This window comes from Amycolatopsis acidicola, assembly GCF_007713735.2.
In the GTDB taxonomy this organism is placed as follows: Bacteria; Actinomycetota; Actinomycetes; order Mycobacteriales; family Pseudonocardiaceae; genus Amycolatopsis_E; species Amycolatopsis_E acidicola.
This window is the reverse complement of the sequence record NZ_VMNW02000072.1, coordinates 28,203-48,356: the sequence shown is the minus strand read 5'-3', so window position 1 is coordinate 48,356 and position 20,154 is coordinate 28,203. Positions and strand designations below refer to the sequence as shown.

19 protein-coding genes are annotated in these 20,154 nt (G+C 71.2%); 11 read left to right on the top strand and 8 right to left on the bottom strand.

What is annotated here, in order from left to right; genetic code table 11:
• Nucleotides 1-188 precede the first annotated feature (188 nt).
• A complete protein-coding gene (locus tag FPZ12_RS33745; protein WP_144762313.1) occupies nucleotides 189-1,325 on the bottom strand; it encodes a sensor histidine kinase in 1,137 nt (378 codons plus the stop codon).
• A complete protein-coding gene (locus FPZ12_RS33740) occupies nucleotides 1,322-1,981 on the bottom strand; it encodes a response regulator transcription factor (RefSeq protein WP_144762310.1) in 660 nt (219 codons plus the stop codon). Before FPZ12_RS33740 ends, FPZ12_RS33745 begins: the two co-directional genes overlap by 4 nt.
• A 123-nt stretch (nucleotides 1,982-2,104) precedes the next feature.
• On the opposite strand from FPZ12_RS33740, the gene FPZ12_RS33735 reads away from it, so the two are divergent.
• The 5 genes from FPZ12_RS33735 (at nucleotide 2,105) to FPZ12_RS33715 (ending at nucleotide 7,388) form a co-directional block, all read left to right on the top strand.
• Complete coding sequence (locus FPZ12_RS33735) at nucleotides 2,105-2,635, top strand: hypothetical protein (RefSeq protein WP_144762307.1); 531 nt, start codon at nucleotides 2,105-2,107, stop codon at nucleotides 2,633-2,635.
• Nucleotides 2,632-3,711 carry a peptidoglycan-binding protein gene (locus tag FPZ12_RS33730; RefSeq protein WP_144762304.1) on the top strand — a complete coding sequence of 360 codons (1,080 nt, stop codon included), beginning with the start codon at nucleotides 2,632-2,634 and terminating at the stop codon, nucleotides 3,709-3,711. Before FPZ12_RS33735 ends, FPZ12_RS33730 begins: the two co-directional genes overlap by 4 nt.
• A complete protein-coding gene (locus FPZ12_RS33725) occupies nucleotides 3,708-4,388 on the top strand; it encodes an ABC transporter ATP-binding protein (protein ID WP_144762301.1) in 681 nt (226 codons plus the stop codon). The genes FPZ12_RS33730 and FPZ12_RS33725 overlap by 4 nt, the downstream gene beginning before the upstream one ends.
• Nucleotides 4,385-5,602 (top strand): ABC transporter permease, encoded by a 1,218-nt coding sequence (locus FPZ12_RS33720; protein WP_150980606.1) that lies wholly within the window; start codon nucleotides 4,385-4,387, stop codon nucleotides 5,600-5,602. The genes FPZ12_RS33725 and FPZ12_RS33720 overlap by 4 nt, the downstream gene beginning before the upstream one ends.
• A 157-nt stretch (nucleotides 5,603-5,759) precedes the next feature.
• A complete protein-coding gene (locus FPZ12_RS33715) occupies nucleotides 5,760-7,388 on the top strand; it encodes a substrate-binding and VWA domain-containing protein (protein ID WP_243770170.1) in 1,629 nt (542 codons plus the stop codon).
• Here FPZ12_RS33715 and FPZ12_RS33710 read toward each other — a convergent pair.
• Together FPZ12_RS33710 and FPZ12_RS33705 are read right to left on the bottom strand one after the other, a co-directional pair.
• On the bottom strand, nucleotides 7,340-8,329 hold the full coding sequence (locus FPZ12_RS33710; RefSeq protein ID WP_144750682.1) for an EamA family transporter: 990 nt from the start codon (nucleotides 8,327-8,329) through the stop codon (nucleotides 7,340-7,342). The genes FPZ12_RS33715 and FPZ12_RS33710 overlap by 49 nt on opposite strands.
• A 25-nt stretch (nucleotides 8,330-8,354) precedes the next feature.
• Entirely contained in the window at nucleotides 8,355-9,269 is a 915-nt protein-coding gene (locus FPZ12_RS33705) for a helix-turn-helix transcriptional regulator (protein ID WP_144750684.1), read from the bottom strand.
• Between the two features lie 127 nt (nucleotides 9,270-9,396).
• Here FPZ12_RS33705 and FPZ12_RS33700 point away from each other — a divergent pair, with 127 nt between their 5' ends.
• Entirely contained in the window at nucleotides 9,397-10,350 is a 954-nt protein-coding gene (locus FPZ12_RS33700) for an aldo/keto reductase (protein ID WP_144750686.1), read from the top strand.
• Nucleotides 10,351-10,385: 35 nt separating this feature from the next.
• Here FPZ12_RS33700 and wrbA read toward each other — a convergent pair whose 3' ends face one another.
• Together wrbA and FPZ12_RS33690 are read right to left on the bottom strand one after the other, a co-directional pair.
• Entirely contained in the window at nucleotides 10,386-10,997 is a 612-nt protein-coding gene (gene wrbA / locus FPZ12_RS33695; RefSeq protein WP_144750688.1) for an NAD(P)H:quinone oxidoreductase, read from the bottom strand.
• 33 nt (nucleotides 10,998-11,030) lie between these two features.
• A complete protein-coding gene (locus FPZ12_RS33690; protein WP_144750691.1) occupies nucleotides 11,031-11,393 on the bottom strand; it encodes a hypothetical protein in 363 nt (120 codons plus the stop codon).
• Nucleotides 11,394-11,460: 67 nt separating this feature from the next.
• Between FPZ12_RS33690 and FPZ12_RS33685 the strand changes: the two genes are divergently transcribed.
• Both FPZ12_RS33685 and FPZ12_RS33680 read left to right on the top strand, forming a co-directional pair.
• The gene (locus FPZ12_RS33685) at nucleotides 11,461-12,747 is read left to right on the top strand and encodes an MFS transporter (RefSeq protein WP_208026109.1); all 1,287 of its coding nucleotides are present in this window, start codon (nucleotides 11,461-11,463) and stop codon (nucleotides 12,745-12,747) included.
• Entirely contained in the window at nucleotides 12,744-14,096 is a 1,353-nt protein-coding gene (locus tag FPZ12_RS33680) for an LLM class flavin-dependent oxidoreductase (protein WP_144750693.1), read from the top strand. Before FPZ12_RS33685 ends, FPZ12_RS33680 begins: the two co-directional genes overlap by 4 nt.
• Here the strand turns inward: FPZ12_RS33680 and FPZ12_RS33675 are convergent.
• A complete protein-coding gene (locus FPZ12_RS33675; RefSeq protein ID WP_144750695.1) occupies nucleotides 14,093-14,674 on the bottom strand; it encodes a TetR/AcrR family transcriptional regulator in 582 nt (193 codons plus the stop codon). The two genes, FPZ12_RS33680 and FPZ12_RS33675, sit on opposite strands and share 4 nt — an antisense overlap.
• Before the next feature lie 130 nt (nucleotides 14,675-14,804).
• On the opposite strand from FPZ12_RS33675, the gene FPZ12_RS33670 reads away from it, so the two are divergent.
• Together FPZ12_RS33670 and FPZ12_RS33665 are read left to right on the top strand one after the other, a co-directional pair.
• Nucleotides 14,805-15,329, top strand: coding sequence for a hypothetical protein (locus FPZ12_RS33670; protein ID WP_243770169.1), 525 nt, complete (start codon nucleotides 14,805-14,807; stop codon nucleotides 15,327-15,329).
• Between the two features lie 162 nt (nucleotides 15,330-15,491).
• Nucleotides 15,492-16,310, top strand: a complete 819-nt coding sequence (locus FPZ12_RS33665) for an SAM-dependent methyltransferase (protein ID WP_144750698.1) — start codon at nucleotides 15,492-15,494, stop codon at nucleotides 16,308-16,310.
• 415 nt (nucleotides 16,311-16,725) lie between these two features.
• Here the strand turns inward: FPZ12_RS33665 and FPZ12_RS33660 are convergent, their stop codons facing one another.
• Nucleotides 16,726-17,520: a lysophospholipid acyltransferase family protein gene (locus FPZ12_RS33660; protein ID WP_144750700.1), complete on the bottom strand. Its 795-nt coding sequence runs from the start codon at nucleotides 17,518-17,520 to the stop codon at nucleotides 16,726-16,728.
• 129 nt (nucleotides 17,521-17,649) lie between these two features.
• Between FPZ12_RS33660 and FPZ12_RS33655 the strand changes: the two genes are divergently transcribed.
• Nucleotides 17,650-20,154: an FtsK/SpoIIIE family DNA translocase gene (locus tag FPZ12_RS33655; RefSeq protein ID WP_144750702.1), complete on the top strand. Its 2,505-nt coding sequence runs from the start codon at nucleotides 17,650-17,652 to the stop codon at nucleotides 20,152-20,154.

Genomic DNA, 20,154 nt, shown 5'->3' with positions numbered 1-20,154 from the left:
CGCCCGGGCGTGTTTGCCGCCCCCGCGGGCGTGTTTGCCGTTCCCGCCCGGGAGTTTGCCGTTCCGGTCGAAGTGGTGGGCCGCCATGCCGAGGCGGGTGGCCAACTCGTGGGCGTGGGCGGCCAATACACGTGCGTGGGTGGCCAAGTCGCGCGCGGGAGGGGCCAACACGTGGGGTGGGGGTCCGGTCAGGACGGTCCGGGCAGTTCCACGGTGATCCGCAGGCCGCCGTGCGCGCCGGCTTCGGCGCGGACGGAGCCGTGGTGCGCGGTGGCGATGGAGCGCACGATGGACAGGCCGAGCCCGGCGCCGTTCGTGTGGGAGGTGCGGTCGCCGGCCAGCCTGCGGAAGGGCTCGAACAGCCCGGGCAGCGACTCCGCCGGCACCGCCGGCCCCGTGTTCTCGACGACGAGCGCGCCGTCGACCCCGGCGTGCACCCAGCCGCCCGGCTCGTTGTAGATGATCGCGTTGTGCACGAGGTTGGTCACCAGCCGTTCGAGCAGGATCTCTTCCCCCGCAACGGTTTTCGCGGTGATCGACCGGCGCAGGGTGACCTCGTGCCGCGCCGCGAGTCCGCTCATCGAGTCCAGGACGTGCTCGGTCACCTCGTCCAGGCGCACGGGCCCGCTGCTGGCCAGGCCCTGGTCGCTGCGGGCCAGCACGAGCAGGCCCTCGATGATGCGCTCGCTGCGTTCGTTGGTCACCAGCAGCTGCCGGCCGAGCCGCTGCAGGTCCGGGCTCGCCTCCTCGTCCGCCATCGCGACATCGACGAGCGTGCGCTGTACGGCCAGCGGTGTACGCAGCTCGTGGGAGGCGTTGGCGACGAAGCGGCGCTGGCTGTCGAACGACGCCGCGAGCCTGTCGAGCATGCTGTCGAAGGTGTCGGCCATTTCCTTCAGCTCGCCCGGCGGCCCGTCGAGGTTGATCCGGCTCTCCAGGTTGCCCGCTTCGAGCCTGCGCGCGGTCGCGGTGATCGCGTGCACCGGCTGCAGCACGCGGCCCGCCATCAGCCAGCCGAGGAACATCGCGAGCGCGCCGGTCAGCAGCAGGCCGAACCCGGACACGATGATCAGCGTGCGCACCGCGGACTGGCGGTAGTCGTCGATCGACGTGATGACCTCGGGATTGCCCACCGCGGGCGCGCCCTCGCTCACCGTCGTCTGCCCGGCGACGGTGGGCGCGGCCTGTGAACCGCTGAACGTGGTCCCGTCCGGCAGGTACCGGGCCGCCAGCACGTAGTTGACCAGCAGCAGGATCGCCCCGGCGAGCAGGAACAGCGCGCCGAACATCAGCGAAAACCGGGCGCGCAGCGAAAGCCGGGTCATGACCCGAGCCGGTATCCGGCGCCGGGCACGGTTTCGATCACCGGCGGTTCGCCGAGCTTGCGCCGCAGCGTGCCGACCGCGACGCGGACGGCGTTGGTGAACGGATCGGCGTGCTCGTCCCACGCCTTCTCCAGCAGCTCCTCGACCGCGACCACCGTGCCCTCAGCTCGCATCAGCACCTCCAGGACCGCGAACTCCTTGGGGGACAAGGGAAGGTGCCGTCCGTCGCGGGAGGCCTGGTGCCGGGGCAGGTCCAGCACGATCCCGCCGCGGGAAAGCACCGGCGGCAGCGCGGGGCGGGCGCGGCGCGCCAGCGCGCGCAGCCGGGCCACCAGTTCCCCGAACGCGAACGGCTTCGTCAGGTAGTCGTCGGCGCCGGTGTCGAGCCCGGAGATCCGGTCGTCGATGCCCGCGGCGGCGGTCAGCATCAGCACCCGCGCCTCGCCGCCGGCCGCGACGAGCCCCCGGCAGATCGTGTCGCCGGGCGTGCCTGGGAGGTCCCTGTCCAGCACCACCACGTCGTATCCGTGCACGCCCACGTGTTCCATGGCCGTGTCTCCGTCATAACAGACATCCACCGCCATGGCCAGGCGCCGCAGCCCTTCGGCGATCGTGTCCGCCAGGAGCCGTTCGTCCTCGACGACGAGTACGCGCATCCCCACCGCCCTCCGTCGGATCCAGTCTGCGCCGCCCGGGGTAAGCGCTGGATAAACGTTTTCGCTTAACGCCGCCAGCGGTCGCGCCCGCTAGACCTGGCTCCCGAGCGAAGGGAGCAGACGATGCGGATACGAATGCTCGTGCCGGCCGCGGTCGCGCTCGCGGTACTGACCGCGTGCGGGAGCAAGGACGGGGGCGACAAGGTCGCGTCGCTGTCGTCACCGGCCACGACGACGAGCGCGCAGCAAGGCGGGACGGACGAGGACAAGGCGCTGGCGTACGCGAAATGCATGCGCGAGCACGGGGTGAACATGCCCGATCCGGAGACCGGGGGCGGCGGGATCGGGATCACCATCCCGGACGGCACGGACAAGTCGACGGCCGATGCCGCGGACGCGGCGTGCAAATCCCTGCTGCCCAACGGCGGCACGGCGGCGCCGGTCAGCGCGGAGGACCTGGACAAGCAGCGGAAGGTCGCGCAATGCCTGCGGGAGCACGGGGTCGACGTGCCGGACCCGACCGCGGAGGACCCCGGCATCAAGATCCAGAACAACAGCGCCACCGACCAGGACAAGGTGCGGGCGGCGATGGAGGCCTGCCAGCCGGCCGGCGGTGTCGGCGGCGAGACGCACAGCAACGGAGCCGGGAAATGAGCGCCGGGCCGGAACGGCGGCGCCGTCTGCGCCGCATTCGCTGGGTCGGCGCGGCGGCATTGGCGCTCGTGCTGTTCGGCACCGGCACGGCCGTCGTCCTCGCCAGGGTGAGCGCGGAACCGGCGGCGGCCGCGCCGGCCGGGCCCGCGGCTCCCGCGACGGCGGAGGTCGTGCGCACGGACCTCGCGGAGCAGGACACCGAGGACGGCACCCTGGGCTACGGCACCGAGCGGGCCCTGAACGGGCAGCGCGGGGGCACCATCACCGGCCTGCCCGCCGCGGGCGCCGTGCTCCAGCGCGGCCAGGAACTGTACACAGTGGACGCCAAGCCGGTGCAACTCTGGTACGGCACAATGCCTTTGTACCGGCAGCTCGCGCTCGGCATGACCGATGGCGAGGACGTGCGGGTGCTGGAGGACAACCTGCGCGCGCTGGGGTACACCGGGTTCGGCACGCCCGACACGAAGTTCACCCAAGCCACCGCGAACGCGCTGAAGCGCTGGCAACGCGCGGCGGGCCTGGACCAGACCGGCTCGCTGGCGCCGGACGCGGTCGTGGTGCGGACCGGCGCGGTCCGGGTCGCTTCGGTCACGGCCCAGGTCGGTGACCAGGCCGGCGGCGAGCTGCTGAAGCTGACCGGCACCGACCGCGTGGTGACGGTGAAACTCGGGGTGAGCAAACAGAACCTCGCCCGGCAGGGGGACCGGGTCGAGCTCGCCGTCACCGGGGGCGGACGCACCCGCGGGGTGGTCGCGTCGGCGGGAACCACGGCGACGCCGGGGGAGCAGGGCGAGGAGGCGACCGTCGACGTGCTCGTCACCCTCGACGACCAGAGCGTCGCCGGGCGGCTCACGTCGGCGCCGGTCGACGTCACCTTCACCACCGGCACGCGAACGGGCGTGCTGGCGGTGCCCGTCGGCGCTTTGCTCGCGCTGGCCGAAGGCGGGATGGCGGTGGAAGTGGTGACCGGTAACGGATCCCAGCTCGTCGGTGTCCGAACAGGACTGTTCTCCGGCGGTTTGGTCGAGGTGACCGGGAACCTGCGGCCGGGCCAGCGGGTGGTGACGACGTCATGACGGCCGCGCTGGAACTGACGGACGTGAGCAAGACCTATCCCGGCGAGGTGCACGCGCTGCGCGGGGTTTCGCTGCGGATCGGGGACCGCGAAATGGTCGCGATCGTCGGGCCTTCAGGCTCGGGGAAATCGACGCTCCTGCACCTGATGGGGACACTCGACCGGCCGAGCGCCGGGAACGTGGCCGTGCGCGGGCACGATGTCGCGAGGTTGCCGGACAGGCGGCTGTCCGCGCTGCGGGCGGCCTGGATCGGCTTCGTCTTCCAGCAGTTCTTCCTGACGGAGGGGATGACGGCGAGGGAGAACGTCACCACCGGGCTCGCCTACGCCGGGGTGCCCCGGCGCCGCCGCGCGCAGCTGGCACGCGACGCGCTGGCGCGGGTCGGCCTCGGACACCGGGCCGGACACCTGCCCGGCGAGCTGTCCGGCGGCGAACGGCAGCGGGTCGCCATCGCGCGCGCGGTGGTCACCCGCCCGCCGATCGTGCTCGCCGACGAACCCACCGGGAACCTGGACACCGCCACCGGCGCCGGGATCCTGGACCTGCTGGCGGAACTGAACGAGGACGGCACGACGGTCGTCGTCATCACGCACTCGCGGGAGATCGCCGAGCGGATCCCGCGCCGGCTCGAAGTGCTCGACGGGGAGCTGCGCGCCGACAACGGGAGGCCGGCGTGAAAGCGCTTACCGCGGTGCCCGTGGCGGAACCGCTGCCGAGGCCGGTCCGGCTGGGGCCGGGTGACCTGCTGGCGCACGGCGCGCACGGGCTGCGCACGCGGCCGTTGCGCGCGGTGTTGTCGGCGCTGGGGATCGCGATCGGCATCGCGGCGATCGTCGCCGTGGTCAGCATCCCGGCGTCCAGCGGGCGGGCGCTGCAGAACCGGCTCGCGGCGCTGGGCACGAACCTGCTGCACGCCGAGCCGGGGCAGCGGATGCTCGGCGGCGGGCAGGCGGAGTTGCCCGTCGAAGCCGTGGCGATGGCCGCGCGGATCGGCCCGGTCACCGCGACCGGCGCGACCGGGCACACGTCCGCGACGGTGCGGCGGACCGACCGCATCGACGCCGCGGACACGTCCGGGCTGAGCGTGCTCGCGGCGGGGCCGGAGCTCCTGGGTGTCCTCAATGGACATGTGCACGCGGGAAGCTTCCTGGACACGGCGAATTCCCGGTTCCCGGTGGTCGTCCTGGGCTCGGTCGCCGCCGCCAGGCTCGGCATCGTCGTGCCGGGGCGGCAGGTGTACCTCGACGGCCAGTGGTTCACGGTCGTGGGGATCCTGGACGCGATGCCGCTCGCGCCGGAGATCGAGCGCTCGGCGCTCGTCGGCTGGCAGGCGGCCGCGGACCGGCTGGGGTTCAACGGGCATCCGACGACGGTGTACGTGCGCGCGGAGGAGTCCCAGGTGGAATCCGTGCGCTCGGTGCTGGGCGCGACGCTGAGCCCGCAGGCGCCGAGCGAGGTCAAGGTGACCCGGCCGTCCGAGGCGCTCGCGGCGAAACGCCTTTCGGACTCCTCGTACAGCGCGCTGTTCCTGGCGCTGGGCGGGGTGGCGCTGCTCGTCGGCGGGGTCGGGGTGGCGAACACGATGGTGATTTCCGTACTGGAGCGGCGCCGCGAGATCGGGTTGCGCCGCGCGCTCGGGTCGACGAGACGTCAGGTACGCGGGCAGTTCCTGGCGGAGTCGGTGCTGTTGTCCTTGCTGGGCGGACTGGCCGGGGTGCTGGCAGGCGTCGCGGTGACGGCGGGGTACGCGCTGACCCAGCACTGGCCGGTGGTGCTGCCGCCGTTCGCGCTGTTCGGCGGCGCCGGAGTCGCGGCGGTGGTCGGCGCGCTCGCGGGCGCGTACCCGGCGGCGCGGGCCGCGCGGCTCGCCCCTGCCGAGGCGCTCGCGTGATACTCCTGATGGAGCAAGGGAAACTGCTGCCACCGGCGCATCCGCGCGCCCGTTTTCGCTCTAATCTTTACGAGGTCATGGCGACGGCTCGCGCGATCCGCAGGAGGCGGTGCCGGTGGGACAGCACGGGTCCGCCACCGGGTCCAGGCGGCGGAAGGTGGTTCTCGGGATCGCGCTGGTGCTCGTCCTCGGCGCCGCGAGCTGGGTGACGGTCGCCCTCACCACGCGTGACGACGGCTGCCCGGTCACCGATGTCGTGCACATCGCGGCCACGCCCGAGGTGGCCGGGGTGGTGGCCGAGACGGGGGAACAGGTCGCCGCGGGGCAGTGCTTCCGGTTCGAGGTGGACCGGCGGGACTCGGCCGCGGTGGCGCAGTCGCTGTCCACTTCGGACGGTACGCGCAGGCCCGACGTGTGGATTCCGGACTCGACGGTGCGGCTGCGGGAGACGAACACCGCGGGCGCGGCCGACGTGCCGGAGTCGGGGTCCTCGGTGGCGTCCTCGCCGGTGGTGTTCGCGCTGACCGAGCAGGCGGCGAAATCGCTGGGGTGGCCCGGAAAACAGCCGTCATGGCCGGCGCTGCTCGCCTCGTCGATCACGATGGGCATGGTGGACCCCAGCCAGGATCCGGTCGGGATCTCGGCGTTGCTGGGCGCGCAGAAAGCGCTTCCCCCTGGCGCCGACCCGGTGGCCGGTTCCGCCGCCGCGCTGCGCCGCCTGTCGCCGATCACCCTGCCCGGCGTGGACGACCTGTACGCGCGGCTGCCGGGCGCGGGCGGTTCGAAGCAGTCGATCGGCGCGCTCCCGGCGTCGGAGGCGTCGGTGCTGAACTACAACAGCCGGAACTCGATGGTGGCCACCGGCGACCAGCTGGTGGCGGCCTATCCGCCGAAACCGGTGCCCTCATTGGACTTCCCGTTCGCGGTGCTGAACAACGCGGGGGACGCGCAGCGTGTGGCGGCCGCGAAACTGTTGCGTGCCTTGCAGGCCCCGGAGGCGCAACAGGCTTTCGCCGCCGCCGGGCTGCGTACCCCGGACGGCCGCACGCTGATCAGCAGGCCCGGGGACACGCACGTCACCAGCCCGGATCAGCCGCTGGCCGCGATCCCGTCGGACGACGACCTGACGGCGGCGCTGAACCAGTGGGCCAAGGTCAACCTCAGCTCGCGGGCGCGGGTGCTGATCGACGTCTCCGGTTCGATGAACGCGGTGGTGCCCGGATCCGGTGGGAAGACGAGGATGCAGCTGACCGCGGACGCCGCGGCGCGGGCGCTGAACCTGTTCAAGCCCACGTCCGAACTCGGCGCGTGGATCTTCTCGACGAACCTCGACGGGGACAAGGACTACCGGGAGATCCTGCCGATGTCGACGATCAGCGCGCAGCTCGCGGCGGGCGCTCCGGATCGGCTGCGCGCGTTGAAAGCGACGCCGAACGGGCAGACCGGGCTCTACGACTCGGTGCTCGCCGCCTACCGGACAGCGCGGCGGGAATGGCAGGCCGGCAGGCTGAACCTGGTGATCGTGATGACCGACGGCCGCAACGAGGACTCCCACGGGATCACCCGCGAGCAGCTGCTGGCGGAACTGGCGAAACTGCAGGATCCCCGGCGCCCCTTGCCGATCATCGGGATCGGGCTGGGCACCGGCGTCGACCCCGGCGAGCTGCGGGCGATCACCGCCGCCACCGGCGGGCACACGTTCGTCGCCTCGGACCCGGCGAAGATCTCCGACGTGTTCTACGGGGCGCTGGCGGGGCTCGCCTGTGCCACGCCGAGCTGTTCCTGAGCTGACTGTCTACTGTGGACGTTCTGCACGACGGCGGCGCCGCCGAGCAGGATGACGGCGCCCAGCACCTGGAGCCAGCTGAGCGATTCGCCGAGCAGCGCCCACGCGGTGGCCGTGGCGACCAGTGGTTCGAGCAGCCCGACCACGGACGCGACGGACGCGGGCAGGTGCCGCAGCGCGCTGGTGCCCAGCGTGTACGCGAGCACCGTGGAGAACAGGGCGACGGCGATCAGCAGCGCCCACACCGGCGGATGCCACGGGCCCAGCTCGGCCGGCGCGTCCAGCACGGCGGCCGGGAGCGTCCACGGCGGCGCGACGGCGCACACCACGATGGCCCCGACGAGCATGCCCCAGGTGACCAGGCCCAGCGGATCTCCCGTGGTGGCCCCGTGTTCGCCGAGGAGGAAGTAACCGGCGGAGCACACCGCCGAGCCGAGCCCGGCGAGGAGCCCGACCGCGTCGAGGCTCAGCCCGTCCCAGACCCGTGCGACGAGCGCGAGGCCGATCATCGCGAGCGCGATGCCGCCCCACATCAGGCCGGGGAGTTTCGTGCCGCGCAGGCGTGTCCACAGCGCGATCAGGACGGGCGAGGTGAACTCCAGCAGGATCGCCACGCCCACCGGTAACCGCCCGGCAGCGACGAAATAGCACAACTGCACGCCCGCGACCCCGAGCAGGCCGTACCCGATCAGCAACGGCCATTCTCGCCGCCGCACTTTCAGCAGCCGGGGCCGGAACACCGCCGCCGCGGCCACCAGGACCAGCGCCGCGAGACCGATCCGCGCGGCGGCCACCTGCTCCGGCGAAAGGCCCGCCAGCATCGCGGGTTTGGCTATCGTGCCGGAACTGCCGAAACAGACCGACGCGAGCACGATCAGCGCGGTGCCGCGCCCGCGATGCGTGACGCGTTCCGGGGCGAGAGCGGGGAGGTCGGTAGCCATTTGCCTCCAGGCTAAGCGGTCGCCCTCACTCGAGGCTCGCCGATGCGTGGTAGGGCTCGGCCTCCCGGAAGCGTGTCGCCGCCCAGCTGGCGAGGAGCTTGAGCCGGTCTTCGGACTCGGTGCCGGGTTCGGCGGTGTAGGTGACCAGGTTGTGCACGGTCCGGCCGGGCAGGGGCAGGTCGAGGGACTGGAAGGTCAGTTCCAGGTGGCCGGCCTCGGGGTGCTGGAGCCGTTTGATGCCGTCGTGCCGGATCAGCACGTCGTGGGCCGCCCAGCGGGTGCGGAACTCGGGGCTGAGAGTGGACAGCTCGCCGATGAGTTCGCGCAGTGCCCGGTCGCGGGGCTCGCGCCCGGCCTCGGCACGCAGCATGGCGGCGGTCGCGTCGCAGGCGGCGTCCCAGTCGACGAAGAAGTCCTGTGCGCCCTGGTCGAGGAAGATGAAGCGGGCGAGGTTGGGGCGGCCGCGCCGGTCGGCGGTGTCGCTGTCGAACATCGGCGCGTACAGGGCCCGGGCCAGGGGGTTGCCGGCGACGATGTCCGTGCGGCCGTTGCGGACGAACGCCGAGGACATCGTCATGGAGTCCAGCAGCCATTGGACCTGCGGCGGGATCTCGGCCTCCCGGCGACGCGACGGCGTGCGGCTCGTGGATCGCGATGCCCGGGCCAGGTCGAACAGGTAGGTGCGTTCGTCGTCGTCCAGGCGCAGGGCGCGCGCGACCGCGTCGAGGACGTCCTCGGACACGCCGCTGATGTGCCCCTTCTCCAGCCGCGTGTACCACTCCGTGCTCACGCCGGCGAGGACGGCGACCTCCTCGCGCCGCAGCCCGGGGACCCGGCGGCGGGGGCTGGTCGGCAGTCCGGCCTGCGCCGGGGTGATCCTGGCGCGGCGGACGGCCAGGAAGTGCCGGATTTCGTCCCGGTTTCCGGGCTGCTGGTCCATGTCCTCCACGGTAGCCGCCGGTCACCGCGCGAAGGGGGTTGAGCTCATACCCCCGATAAACGCGACCTTCTCCGGCGGCGTCGATCGCGGTTTCCTGGGGACCGGACGAGCGATGGAGGAACGCGACATGACGAGCAAGACGCTGACCGCGCCGCCGGTGGCGCTGGGCACGTGGGCCTGGGGAGACAGCGGCCAGGTGGGCGACGGCTATTTCGGCAGTGAGCTGACCGCGTCCGGTCTGAGAGAGGTGGTCGAGAAGGCGCAAGCGAACGGGTTCACCTTGTGGGACACCGCGGCTGTGTACGGCATGGGCCACTCGGAGACGGTGCTGGCCCAGGCGCTGAAAGGCTTCGCCCGCGGCGAGTACCAGCTGTCGACGAAGTTCACCCCACAGCTCGCGGGCGACGGCGACGATCCGGTCGCGGACATGCTGGAGCGGAGCCTCGACCGCTTGGGCACGGATCATGTGGATCTGTACTGGATCCACAACCCCGCCGACGTGGCCCGGTGGACGCCGCGGCTGATTCCGTTGCTGCGCAGCGGAAGGATCAAGCATGTCGGGGTCTCGAACCACGACCTGAAGGAGATCGCTCTCGCCGATCAGATCCTCGGCGAGGCCGGCTTCCGCGTGGAGGCGGTCCAGAACCACTTCAGCCTGCTCTACCGGAGTTCCGAGCGCGCGGGCATTCTCGATCACTGCCGCGAGCACGATGTGCGGTTCTTTTCTTACATGGTCCTCGAACAAGGAGTGCTGACCGGCAGGTACGGCCCGGACCATCCGTTGCCGGAGGGCAGCAGCCGGGCGGCCGCGTACAACGGCATCTTGCCCCAGCTGCGGACTTTGACGGACAGGATGCGGGCGATCGGCGAGGACCGGGGCGCGTCCGCCGCCGACGTCGCCACCGCCTGGGCCATCGCCAAGGGGACCACCCCGATCATCGGCGTCACGAAAGCCGGTTACGTCGACGGGCTGGTCCGAGCTTGCGGCATCGAGCTTTCCGGCGAGGAGATCGCGGAACTGGAAGCACTGGCGGATGCCGCGGACGTCGACACGCGTGGCAGCTGGGAGCACGCCATGTAGCGGGCCCGCCGCGTCTGACGCCCTAAGCCACCGGATTACTCGCCGCGCAGCCCTTTCGCGATGTGGCCGCTGATAGTGGCCAGCCTGCTGCCCTGGATGCGCAGCGCCTCCAGGGCTTCCTTGTCCGGCTCGGCGGACTTGCGGGAGACGAACGAACCGCCGTACGGGTTGCCGGACTCCATCAGGTGCGGTTCGGCGTAGCCGAGCGGGAGGACGATCGCGCCCCAGTGATAGAAGATGTTGTTGATCGCGAGCAGCGTCGACTCCAGGCCGCCGTGCCTCGTGGACGCCGTGGTGAACGAGGTGGCCACCTTGTCAGCGAGCTTTCCCTGGAACCACAACCCACCCGTGGTGTCCAAAAAGGACTTGAGCTGCGCGGCGGGGCCGCCGAACCGGGTCGGGCTGCCGACCGCGAGGCCGTCGGCCCACTCCAAGTCGTCCAGCGTGGCCAGCTCCGCGTGCGGGCCCGCGTCGACGTACGCCTGCCAGCGCGGGTTGCTCGCGACGGCCTCCGGTGGCGCCGTCTCCGCGACGGTGCGCAGCCGCACCTCCGCGCCCGCTTCGCGCGCGCCGTCCGCGAGGGAGGACGCGAGCTGCGCGGTGTTGCCGGTGGCGCTGTAGTACACGACGAGAATCCGGGTGCTCACGCCCGTCAGCCTAGGCGATCATGGTGGCCCGTCTCAGGATCCGGACGGCAGCCACCGCAGCGCCGCGTCCGCGCAGTTCTCGGGGCTGGTGTTGAAGGCGATGGCCGCGCGGGGCGCGTGCCGCCGCACCAGGTTGATCACGTTCTCGAACAGCTCCAGCAACGGTTCGTACGTGCGGATGCCGCCGCCGATCACCACGCAGGCGTAGTCCCCGCCGCGCAGCGCGTCCTCGATCGCCGCTTCCGGATCGTCGTCCGGTGTCACCAGGCACCAGTCGGCGGTGAGGCCGAGCTCGGTGAAGCGGGCGTGGCCGCGCGCGATCGCGGCCTGGACCGGTGCCGGGTCCCAGCCCTCCAGCTTCGCGGGATCCAGTCCGAGCACGAGCACCTGGGCCATCCGGTGAGTGTCCCAGGATCTGGATGTTGTTGTCCAACAGAATGGAACAGCCGTACCGTCGCCGGGCGTGACGACCACGACCCCGGTTCCCCAGCGCACCGCCCCGCGGACGGCGGCGCTCGGCAGCATGATCGGCACGACCATCGAGTGGTACGACTTCTACCTCTACGCCACCGCCACGGCCCTGATCTTCAAACCGCTGTTCTTCCCGAACATCTCCTCGACGGCGGGCACGCTCGCGACCTTCGCCACCTACGCCGCCGGGTTCGGCGCGCGGCCGGTGGGCGCGGTGATCTCGGGGCACCTCGGCGACCGGATCGGCCGCCGCGCGGTGCTGGTCGGCGCGCTGCTGCTGATGGGCGTGGCCACCACGGCGATCGGGGTGCTGCCGACGTTCGGCCAGGTGGGCATCCTCGCGCCGGCGCTGCTCGTGGTGCTGCGCGTCGTGCAGGGGCTCGCGGTCGGCGCGGAATGGGGTGGCGCCGCGCTGCTGTCGGTCGAGCACGCCCCACCGGGGCGGCGCGGTCTGTTCGGCAGCTTCCCGCAGATCGGTTCGCCCGCCGGGATGCTTTTGGCCACCGGGATCTACGCGGCCGTGCGGGGTTTCGCCGGGGACGACGAGTTCGTGTCCTGGGCGTGGCGGCTGCCGTTCCTGGTCAGCATCGTGCTGGTGGCGATCGGGCTGGTCATCCGGCTGCGCCTGACCGACGCGCCGGAGTTCCAGGAAGTCAAGCAGCGCAACGAAATCGCCCGCCTGCCGGTGCTGGAGGTGCTGCGCACGCAGCCCCGCAACGTGCTGCTCACCACCGGCCTGCGGCTGTCGCAGATCGGCCTGTACGTCCTGCTGACGACGTACTCGCTGACCTACCTGCAGACCGGGTTCGGCAAGCAGAGCCAGGTCGGGCTGGTCGCGGTGATGGTGTGCTCGGCGCTCGGCCTGATCAGCACGCCGCTGTGGGCGCATCTGTCCGACCGCTACGGCAGGCGGCCGTTCTACCTTTTCGGCGCCGTGGCGGGCGTGCTCGCGCTGGTGCTGTTCTTCGTCGCCGCCGACTCCGGTTCGAAACTGGGCGTGGTGCTGGCGATCGTGTTCGGAGTGAACGTCGCGCATGACGCGATGTACGGGCCGCAGGCCGCGTGGTTCGGCGAACTGTTCGAGGCCCGCGTGCGCTACAGCGGGGTTTCGCTGGGCTATCAGGTGGGCGCGGTGCTCTCCGGCGGGTTCGCGCCGCTGATCGCCGCCGCGCTGCTCGTCGCCGGTGGCGGAAGCCCGTGGCTGATCGTGATCTACTTCGCGGTATTGGCCGTGCTGACGTTCGCGTCGGCCCTGTTCGCAAAGGAGACCGCCCGGTGAGCCGCATCTACCTCAACGCCTTCGACATGGCCTGCGTCGGGCACCAGTCGGCGGGGCTGTGGCGGCATCCGGAGGACCAGGGCCACCGCTACACCGACGTCAAACACTGGGTGGAGCTGGCGAAACTGCTGGACGAGAGCGGGTTCGACGCGTTGTTCCTCGCCGATGTGCTCGGTGTATACGACGTGTATAACGGCTCTCGGGACGCCGCGGTGGCCGATGCCGCGCAGGTGCCGGTGAACGACCCGACGCTGGCCGTTTCGGCGATGGCCGCGGCCACCGAACGGCTCGGCTTCGGGCTCACCGTCTCGCTCACCTACGAGCAGCCGTACCTGCTGGCCCGTCGTCTGTCCACTTTGGACCACCTCACCGACGGCAGGGTGGCGTGGAACATCGTCACCTCGTACCTGGAGAGCGCGGCGCGCAACCTCGGCCTCGACGGGCAGATCCCGCACGACGAGCGATACGAGATCGCCGAGGAGTACGTCGACGTCTGCTATAAGCTCTGGGAATCCTCGTGGGAGGACGACGCCGTGGTGCGCGACGCCGAGCGCGGCGTGTTCACGGATCCCGCGAAGGTGCACGACATCGGGCACAAGGGCCGGTACTTCACCGTCCCCGGCCCGCACCTCTGCGAGCCCTCGCCGCAGCGCACTCCCGTGTTGTTCCAGGCCGGTGCTTCGCCGCGCGGCATGAAGTTCGCCGCGTCGCACGCGGAGGCCGTGTTCGTGTCGGGGCCGTCGCCGAAGGTGGTGCGCAAATCGGTGGACCGGCTGCGTGCCGCGGTCGCCGAGCGCGGCCGGGACCCGCGCTCGGTCAAGATCTTCACCATGCTCACGCCCGTCGTGGCGGAGACCGGTGAGCTGGCCCAGGCGAAGCTGCGCGAGTATCAGGAGCTGGTCAGCGTGCCCGGCGCGTTCGCGTTGTTCGGCGGGTGGACCGGGGTGGACCTGGCGGAGCTGGAGGTGGACGAGCCGCTCACCTACGCCGATTCCGACGCCAACCGCTCGGCGCTCGCCTCCTTCACCACGGCCGACCGGGCGTGGACGCCGCGTGAGCTGGCGGGGTTCATCGGCCTGGGCGGGCGCGGGCCCGTCATCGCCGGTTCGCCCACGGAGGTCGCCGACGAGCTCGAGCGCTGGGTGGAGGAGGCCGACGTGGACGGGTTCAACCTCGCCTACGTCACCACGCCGGGCACCTTCGCCGACTTCGCCCGCCTCGTGGTCCCGGAACTGCGCCGTCGCGGGCGCGTGCCGGAGCAGACGGAGCCGTCGACCTTGCGCGAGCGCCTGGGCTTTTCCTCACCGCGCTTGGCCGCGCCGCACCCGGGCGCCGCGTACCGGCGTTAGGCGGCGCGGGACTGGAGGATTCCCTCTATTCCCAAGAGAAACGTCTCGCAGACGGCGGCCGCGTCGGACAGGCAGCCTGCTGCCATCGCACCGTCGCGCAGCATGATGAAATGCCGTCCCGCGGGCCCGGCCGGCTTCTCCCCGGTCTGCGCGAGCAGGTCGGTGACCGTGTGCAGGAACCACTCGCGGTGGGCGAGAACGGCTTGGTGCACGGGATGCGCCGGGTCCGGGAACTCGGCCGCCGCGTTGAGGAACGCGCAGCCGCGGAAGCCGGGGGACTGGATGTCCTCGGCGATGGACTTGGCGATGGCGCGCAGGATGTCGGCCGCGGGCTGCCCGCTGCGCAGCGCCTCGCCGGCCCTGTCGCGCATGGCCTGATCGGCTCCCTGCAGGTACGCGACCACGAGGTCGTCCTTGCCGGGGAAATGCCGGTACAGCGTCGCGCGGGTCACCTTCGCCTCGGTGACGATGCGGTCGACGCCCACGGAGTGGAGGCCCTCCGTGTAGAAGATCCGCGTGGCTGTTTCCAGCAGCCGGGTCCGGGCCTCGGACACCGGGCTTCGAGTGTTCTGCACCATTACCGAAAGCTTAACAGAGAGAACGTTCGGTCTTGCGCGGGTCGATTTCGTGGTATCTCTAGGGAGACCGAACGTTCTATCTTGTCTGCCTCGGAAAGGGCTTCCCGTGACCACAGCCACCACGTCCCCCGTGAGCATCGCCCCCTCCCTGCGACGGCTGTACTTCCTCCGCTTCGGATTCGCGCTCGTCTGGGCGGGCCTGCTGATCGCGACCGGTCCGGGGTTCGGGCCGGTCGGCATGATCCTGCTGGTGCTCTACCCCTTGTTCGACGCGGTCGCCACGGGCATCGACGCCCGCGCGTCGAAGGCGACGACGTCGGCGCTGAGTCTGTACGCGAACATCGCGATCAGCTGGCTCGCCATCATCGGGGTCGCGATCGCGATCCCGGCCGGCATCCCGGCGGTGCTGCGCGTGTGGGGCGCTTGGGCGATCTTGTCCGGCCTCGTCCAGCTGACCGTCGGCGTGCTGCGCCGCCACTTCGCGGGCCACTGGCCGATGATCTTGAGCGGTGGCATCTCCGCGGTCGCCGGGGTCTCGTTCATCGTCCAGGCCGGTCAGGCGGGCGCGGGGCTGACCACCCTCGCCGGTTACGCCGCACTCGGCGGCGTGTTCTTCCTCCTGTCGGCGCTGCGCCTCGGCCGCGACACGCGTTGACCGCGCCCGGGGTTCGACACGCGCCGAGCGCGCTCGACGAAGATCAACAACGGTGGGGGCTCACATCCGCAATATCGTTAGGAGGGCTAAGCTGGCGCCGCAGCTACACGCGATGATCAAGGGGAACCTGCCGTGGTAGACCGTCCGGTTACGCCCTTCGATGTGGCACAGGCCACCGGCCGCACCGACGTCGGGGAAAAAGCCAGCCCCGCTCGCGTCTACGACTACTTTCTCGGCGGCACCAACAACTACGCCGTGGACCGCGTCTGGGCGGACCAGGCCGAGGCGCGCTACCGCGACTCGGGTCAGGACGTCCGCCACATCTACCGGTCCAACCGCGGCGCGGTGCGGCGCGTCGTCGAGTATGCGATCCGCGAGCACGGGATCCGGCAGTTCGTGGACATCGGCTCCGGCCTGCCGACCGTGGGCAACGTGCACGACGTGGCCGAGAAGCTCGCGCCCGGCGAGACGCGGGTGCTCTACGTCGACAACGAGGCCATCGCGCACGCGCACTCCGACATCCTGCTGGCCCGCACGGCGGACCCGGACAGGCACCGCGCGGTGTTCGCCGACCTCCTCGACTTCGACACCTTGTGGGACAAGGTTCTCGCCGAGGAGGTCATCGACCCCGGGCAGCCGATGTTGTTGCTGGTGATGGCCGTCCTGCACTTCGTCGGCGACTCCGAGCGCGCCTCGGCGGCGCTGAGCTACTACCGCGACAGGCTGCCGAAGGGCTCGCTGCTGGCGCTGTCCCACGGCACGTTCGCGGGCGCGAGCCCGGAGTTCCACGAGCTGGTCTCGCAGTACGTGTCGACGACGACCAACGCGTTCATGCGCACGCCCGAGGAGATCACGAGCTTCTTCGGCGACTTCGAGCTCGTCGCCCCGCTCGACTACACCTCGCACTGGCTCAACCCGGACCCGCCGAAGATCGAGCCGTGGCGCTCGCACTGCATGGTCACGGTGGGCCGCAAGGTCTGAGCCGCCGGCCGCCGGCCGGCGGCCGCCGTGGGCATGTTGGCCGTTCCCGCGCGTGTGTTGGCCACCCGCGTCGGTGTGTTGGTCGGCCGCGTCGGTGTGTTGGTCGGCATTGTTGGTGTGTTGGCCGTTCTCGGTCGTGTGTTGGCCCGCGCCGCCCGGCGCGCCTGCCGCCGACGGCCAACACACGGACGCCACCGGCCAACATACGGACGCCACGGGCCAACATGCCCACGGGAGAGACCAACACGCCCACGGGAGCGGCTAACACGCGGACGCTACGGGCCAACGCGCGGACGCCACGGGCCAACGCGCGGACGCCACGGGCCAACGCGCGGACGCCACTGGCCAACATACGGACGCCACGGGCCAACACGCCCGCGGGAGGGGCCAACACGCTCGCGCCGGCGGCGGTGTCCTAGGGCCGCCAGGGGCTCACGGTGTCCGTGGGCCGGGTCGGGTCGTGGAATTTCGGCTTGTCCGGTTCCGCCGCGCGGAGCGGCACCAGGCCGTCGGTGATCGCGCGCATGATCTTGCGGTGCGCGCGCATGCCCGCGCCGGGCCGCTCCGGCTCCACGTCGGAAAGGTCGACGGGGCGCCCGAAATGCACCTGGAACTTCGGCCGCCGCAGGGGAGCGGTGAACCCCGAGCGGGCGAGCGGCAGCAGGTCGGCCGGGCCCGAAACCTTCTCCGTGCCCCAGTAGACGGCTTCGTGCGCGCCCCACTGGCTGATCGGCAGCACCGGCACGCCCGCGGCCAACGCCAGCCGCGCCGCGCCGGTCTTGCCGCGCTCGGGCCACAACCCGGGGTCGTGGCTGATCCGGCCCTCGGGGTAGACGATGATCGGGCTCGTCGCGGTCTTCAGCGCCTCGACGGCGTGGCCGAACTGCTCGACGGCGCCGGCCTTGCCCCGGTCCACCCGCAGATGCCCGCTCGCGCGCAGCGCCGGGCCGAGCACGGGCGCGTCGAGCAGCCCGCCGGCGAGCAGGAACCGGGGGCTCACGCCGATCTGCTGGCAGGCGGCGATCAGCACGAAGGCGTCGAACACGCCGATGTGGTTGGCGGTCATCAGCAGTGGCCTGCCGCGCAGGTGCGCGGGGATCCCGCCGGTCACCCGCAGCCTGCCGACCAGGTGCACGAGCCCGGTGTCCACCGCCGACATGGCCCGCCAGATCGGAGGTGCCCCGGTTCGTCCGCCGTTCAGCCTGAACATGAGCAGAGCATCTCAGACGCCTGATCTTTCACTGGATTGGAGTATCAAGGGGCGCTGCTGTTGCGAAAGTTCGAAGTGCGCCGCGAGTGGCGGGTGGGACTCGTGGGTTCCGCCGGTTACCGTAGATGCATGGCGAGCGGGTCCACGGCGACGAGGAGAAACACCACGAAGCGGAGCGGCAGCAGCAAAAGCCCGGCGCGAAAGTCACGCGGGGCGGCCAAGCCGCGGTCCGGTTCGACTCGTTCCGCTGCCCGGAAACCGGCCGCGCGGAAACGCAGTTCGGGCGGCACGTTCGCCAAGGCTGTCCGCGGCGGCTGGACGCTGCTCGCCCGCGGCACCGGCAGCCTCGCCCGCACACTCGGCCGCAGCCGGGAGCTCGAACCCGAGCACCGCCGCGACGGCGTGGGCCTCGGCCTGATCGCGCTGGCCCTGATCATCGCGGTCGGGGTCTGGTGGCAGGCGGCGGGTCCGATCGGCCAGGCACTCGAAGTCGGCACGCGCACGGTGTTCGGCGCCGGCGCGGTGGCGCTGCCGCTGGCGCTGGTGGTCGCGGCGATAGCGCTGATGCGCTCGGAACCCAAGCCGGAGACCAGGCCCCGCATGGTCATCGGCACCCTGCTGGTGATGTTCGCCCTGCTGGGCCTGCTGCACCTGTTCAACCGCCAGCCCGCGAGCAACGACTACCGGATGTACGCGGGCGGCCAGCTCGGCGCGGTGTCCGGCGGGTTGCTCGCGCGCGGCGTCACCACGTGGGTCGCCGCGCCGCTGCTCATTCTCGCGCTCGGCTACGGCGTGCTGATCTTCACCGGCACCCGGGTCCGCGACATCCCGCAGGCGCTGCGCGAATGGGGTCTCGACCCCGAAGAGCGCGAGCGGATGCACGAGGAGCAGCGCGCCTTCGAGGAGGAGCAGCAGGCTGTCACCGAGGCCGACCCGAAGGCCGTGCGGCTGCGCAAACCCTCGCGCCGCAGGCAGGCCAGCGCGGACAAGGAAGGCGAGCAGCTCGACATCGAGGCCGCGCTCGCCGAACCGCCGACGCCCGCCCGGCCGCCGAAGGCCAAGCCCGTCGAGGTCCCGGAGAAGAAGCCGAAGAAGGAGAAGGCGGAGCCCGCGATCACGGTCGCGCGCACCGTGGAGGGCGACTACCGGCTGCCCTCGCCGGAGCTGCTCACCCTCGGGGACGCGCCGAAGACCCGCAGCAAGGCCAACGACGCCATGATCGAGGCGATCACCGGCGTGCTGGAGCAGTTCAACGTGGACGCCCAGGTCACCGGGTTCACCCGCGGCCCGACGGTCACCCGCTACGAGGTCGAGCTCGGTCCCGGCGTGAAGGTCGAGAAGATCACCGCGCTGACCAAGAACATCGCGTACGCGGTGGCCACCGACAACGTCCGCCTGCTGGCGCCGATCCCCGGCAAGTCCGCGGTCGGCATCGAGGTGCCCAACTCCGACCGCGAGATGGTGCGCCTCGGCGATGTGCTGCGCTCGCCCAAGGCCGCCAAGGACAACCACCCGATGGTCATCGGGCTGGGCAAGGACATCGAGGGCGACTTCGTCACCGCGAACCTGACCAAGATGCCGCACCTGCTGGTGGCGGGCTCCACCGGTTCCGGTAAGTCCAGCTTCGTCAACTCGATGCTGGTTTCGCTGCTGGCCCGCTCGACGCCGGACGAGTGCCGGATGATCCTGATCGACCCGAAGATGGTCGAGCTGACGCCGTACGAGGGCATCCCGCACCTGATCACGCCCATCATCACCCAGCCGAAGAAGGCCGCCGCCGCGCTGGCCTGGCTGGTGGAGGAGATGGAGCAGCGGTACATGGACATGCAGGCCAACCGGGTGCGGCACATCGACGACTTCAACAAGAAGGTGAAGTCGGGGGAGATCACCGCCCCGCCGGGGTCCGAGCGCGAGTACCGGCCGTACCCGTACATCATGGCGATCGTCGACGAGCTGGCCGACCTGATGATGACCGCGCCCCGCGACGTCGAGGACGCGATCGTGCGGATCACGCAGAAGGCGCGCGCGGCGGGCATCCACCTGGTGCTGGCCACGCAGCGCCCGTCGGTGGACGTGGTCACCGGCCTGATCAAGACCAACGTGCCTTCGCGGCTGGCGTTCGCGACTTCCTCGCTGACCGACTCGCGGGTCATCCTCGACCAGCCGGGCGCGGAGAAGCTGATCGGCATGGGCGACGCGCTCTACCTGCCGATGGGCGCCGGGAAGCCGGTCCGCATCCAGGGCGCGTTCGTCGGCGATGACGAGATCGCCGAGATCGTCAACTTCACCAAGGAGCAGGCGCAGCCGGAATACGCGGACGGTGTCACGGCCGCGAAACCGGGCGAGGCCAAGGAAATCGACCCCGAGATCGGGGACGACCTCGACGTGCTGCTGCAGGCGGCGGAGCTGGTGGTCACGTCGCAGTTCGGGTCGACGTCGATGCTGCAGCGCAAGCTGCGGGTCGGGTTCGCGAAGGCCGGGCGCCTGATGGACCTGCTGGAAAGCCGTGGCGTGGTGGGCCCGTCGGAGGGTTCGAAGGCCCGCGACGTGCTCGTCAAACCGGACGAGCTGGAAGGCGTGCTGTTCATGATCCGCGGCGGCGACGCGGGCCCGTCGGACGACGACGAGGACTGA

Excerpts from the sequence above, each read along its gene's own strand:
- FPZ12_RS33745 (WP_144762313.1), bottom strand. The coding sequence starts at position 1,325 with ATGACCCGGCTTTCGCTGCGCGCCCGGTTTTCGCTGATGTTCGGCGCG.
- FPZ12_RS33740 (WP_144762310.1), bottom strand. The coding sequence starts at position 1,981 with ATGCGCGTACTCGTCGTCGAGGACGAACGGCTCCTGGCGGACACGATC.
- FPZ12_RS33735 (WP_144762307.1), top strand. The coding sequence starts at position 2,105 with ATGCGGATACGAATGCTCGTGCCGGCCGCGGTCGCGCTCGCGGTACTG.
- FPZ12_RS33730 (WP_144762304.1), top strand. The coding sequence starts at position 2,632 with ATGAGCGCCGGGCCGGAACGGCGGCGCCGTCTGCGCCGCATTCGCTGG.
- FPZ12_RS33725 (WP_144762301.1), top strand. The coding sequence starts at position 3,708 with ATGACGGCCGCGCTGGAACTGACGGACGTGAGCAAGACCTATCCCGGC.
- FPZ12_RS33710 (WP_144750682.1), bottom strand. The coding sequence starts at position 8,329 with ATGGCTACCGACCTCCCCGCTCTCGCCCCGGAACGCGTCACGCATCGC.
- FPZ12_RS33705 (WP_144750684.1), bottom strand. The coding sequence starts at position 9,269 with ATGGACCAGCAGCCCGGAAACCGGGACGAAATCCGGCACTTCCTGGCC.
- FPZ12_RS33700 (WP_144750686.1), top strand. The coding sequence starts at position 9,397 with ATGACGAGCAAGACGCTGACCGCGCCGCCGGTGGCGCTGGGCACGTGG.
- FPZ12_RS33690 (WP_144750691.1), bottom strand. The coding sequence starts at position 11,393 with ATGGCCCAGGTGCTCGTGCTCGGACTGGATCCCGCGAAGCTGGAGGGC.
- FPZ12_RS33675 (WP_144750695.1), bottom strand. The coding sequence starts at position 14,674 with ATGGTGCAGAACACTCGAAGCCCGGTGTCCGAGGCCCGGACCCGGCTG.
- FPZ12_RS33660 (WP_144750700.1), bottom strand. The coding sequence starts at position 17,520 with ATGTTCAGGCTGAACGGCGGACGAACCGGGGCACCTCCGATCTGGCGG.
- FPZ12_RS33655 (WP_144750702.1), top strand. The coding sequence starts at position 17,650 with ATGGCGAGCGGGTCCACGGCGACGAGGAGAAACACCACGAAGCGGAGC.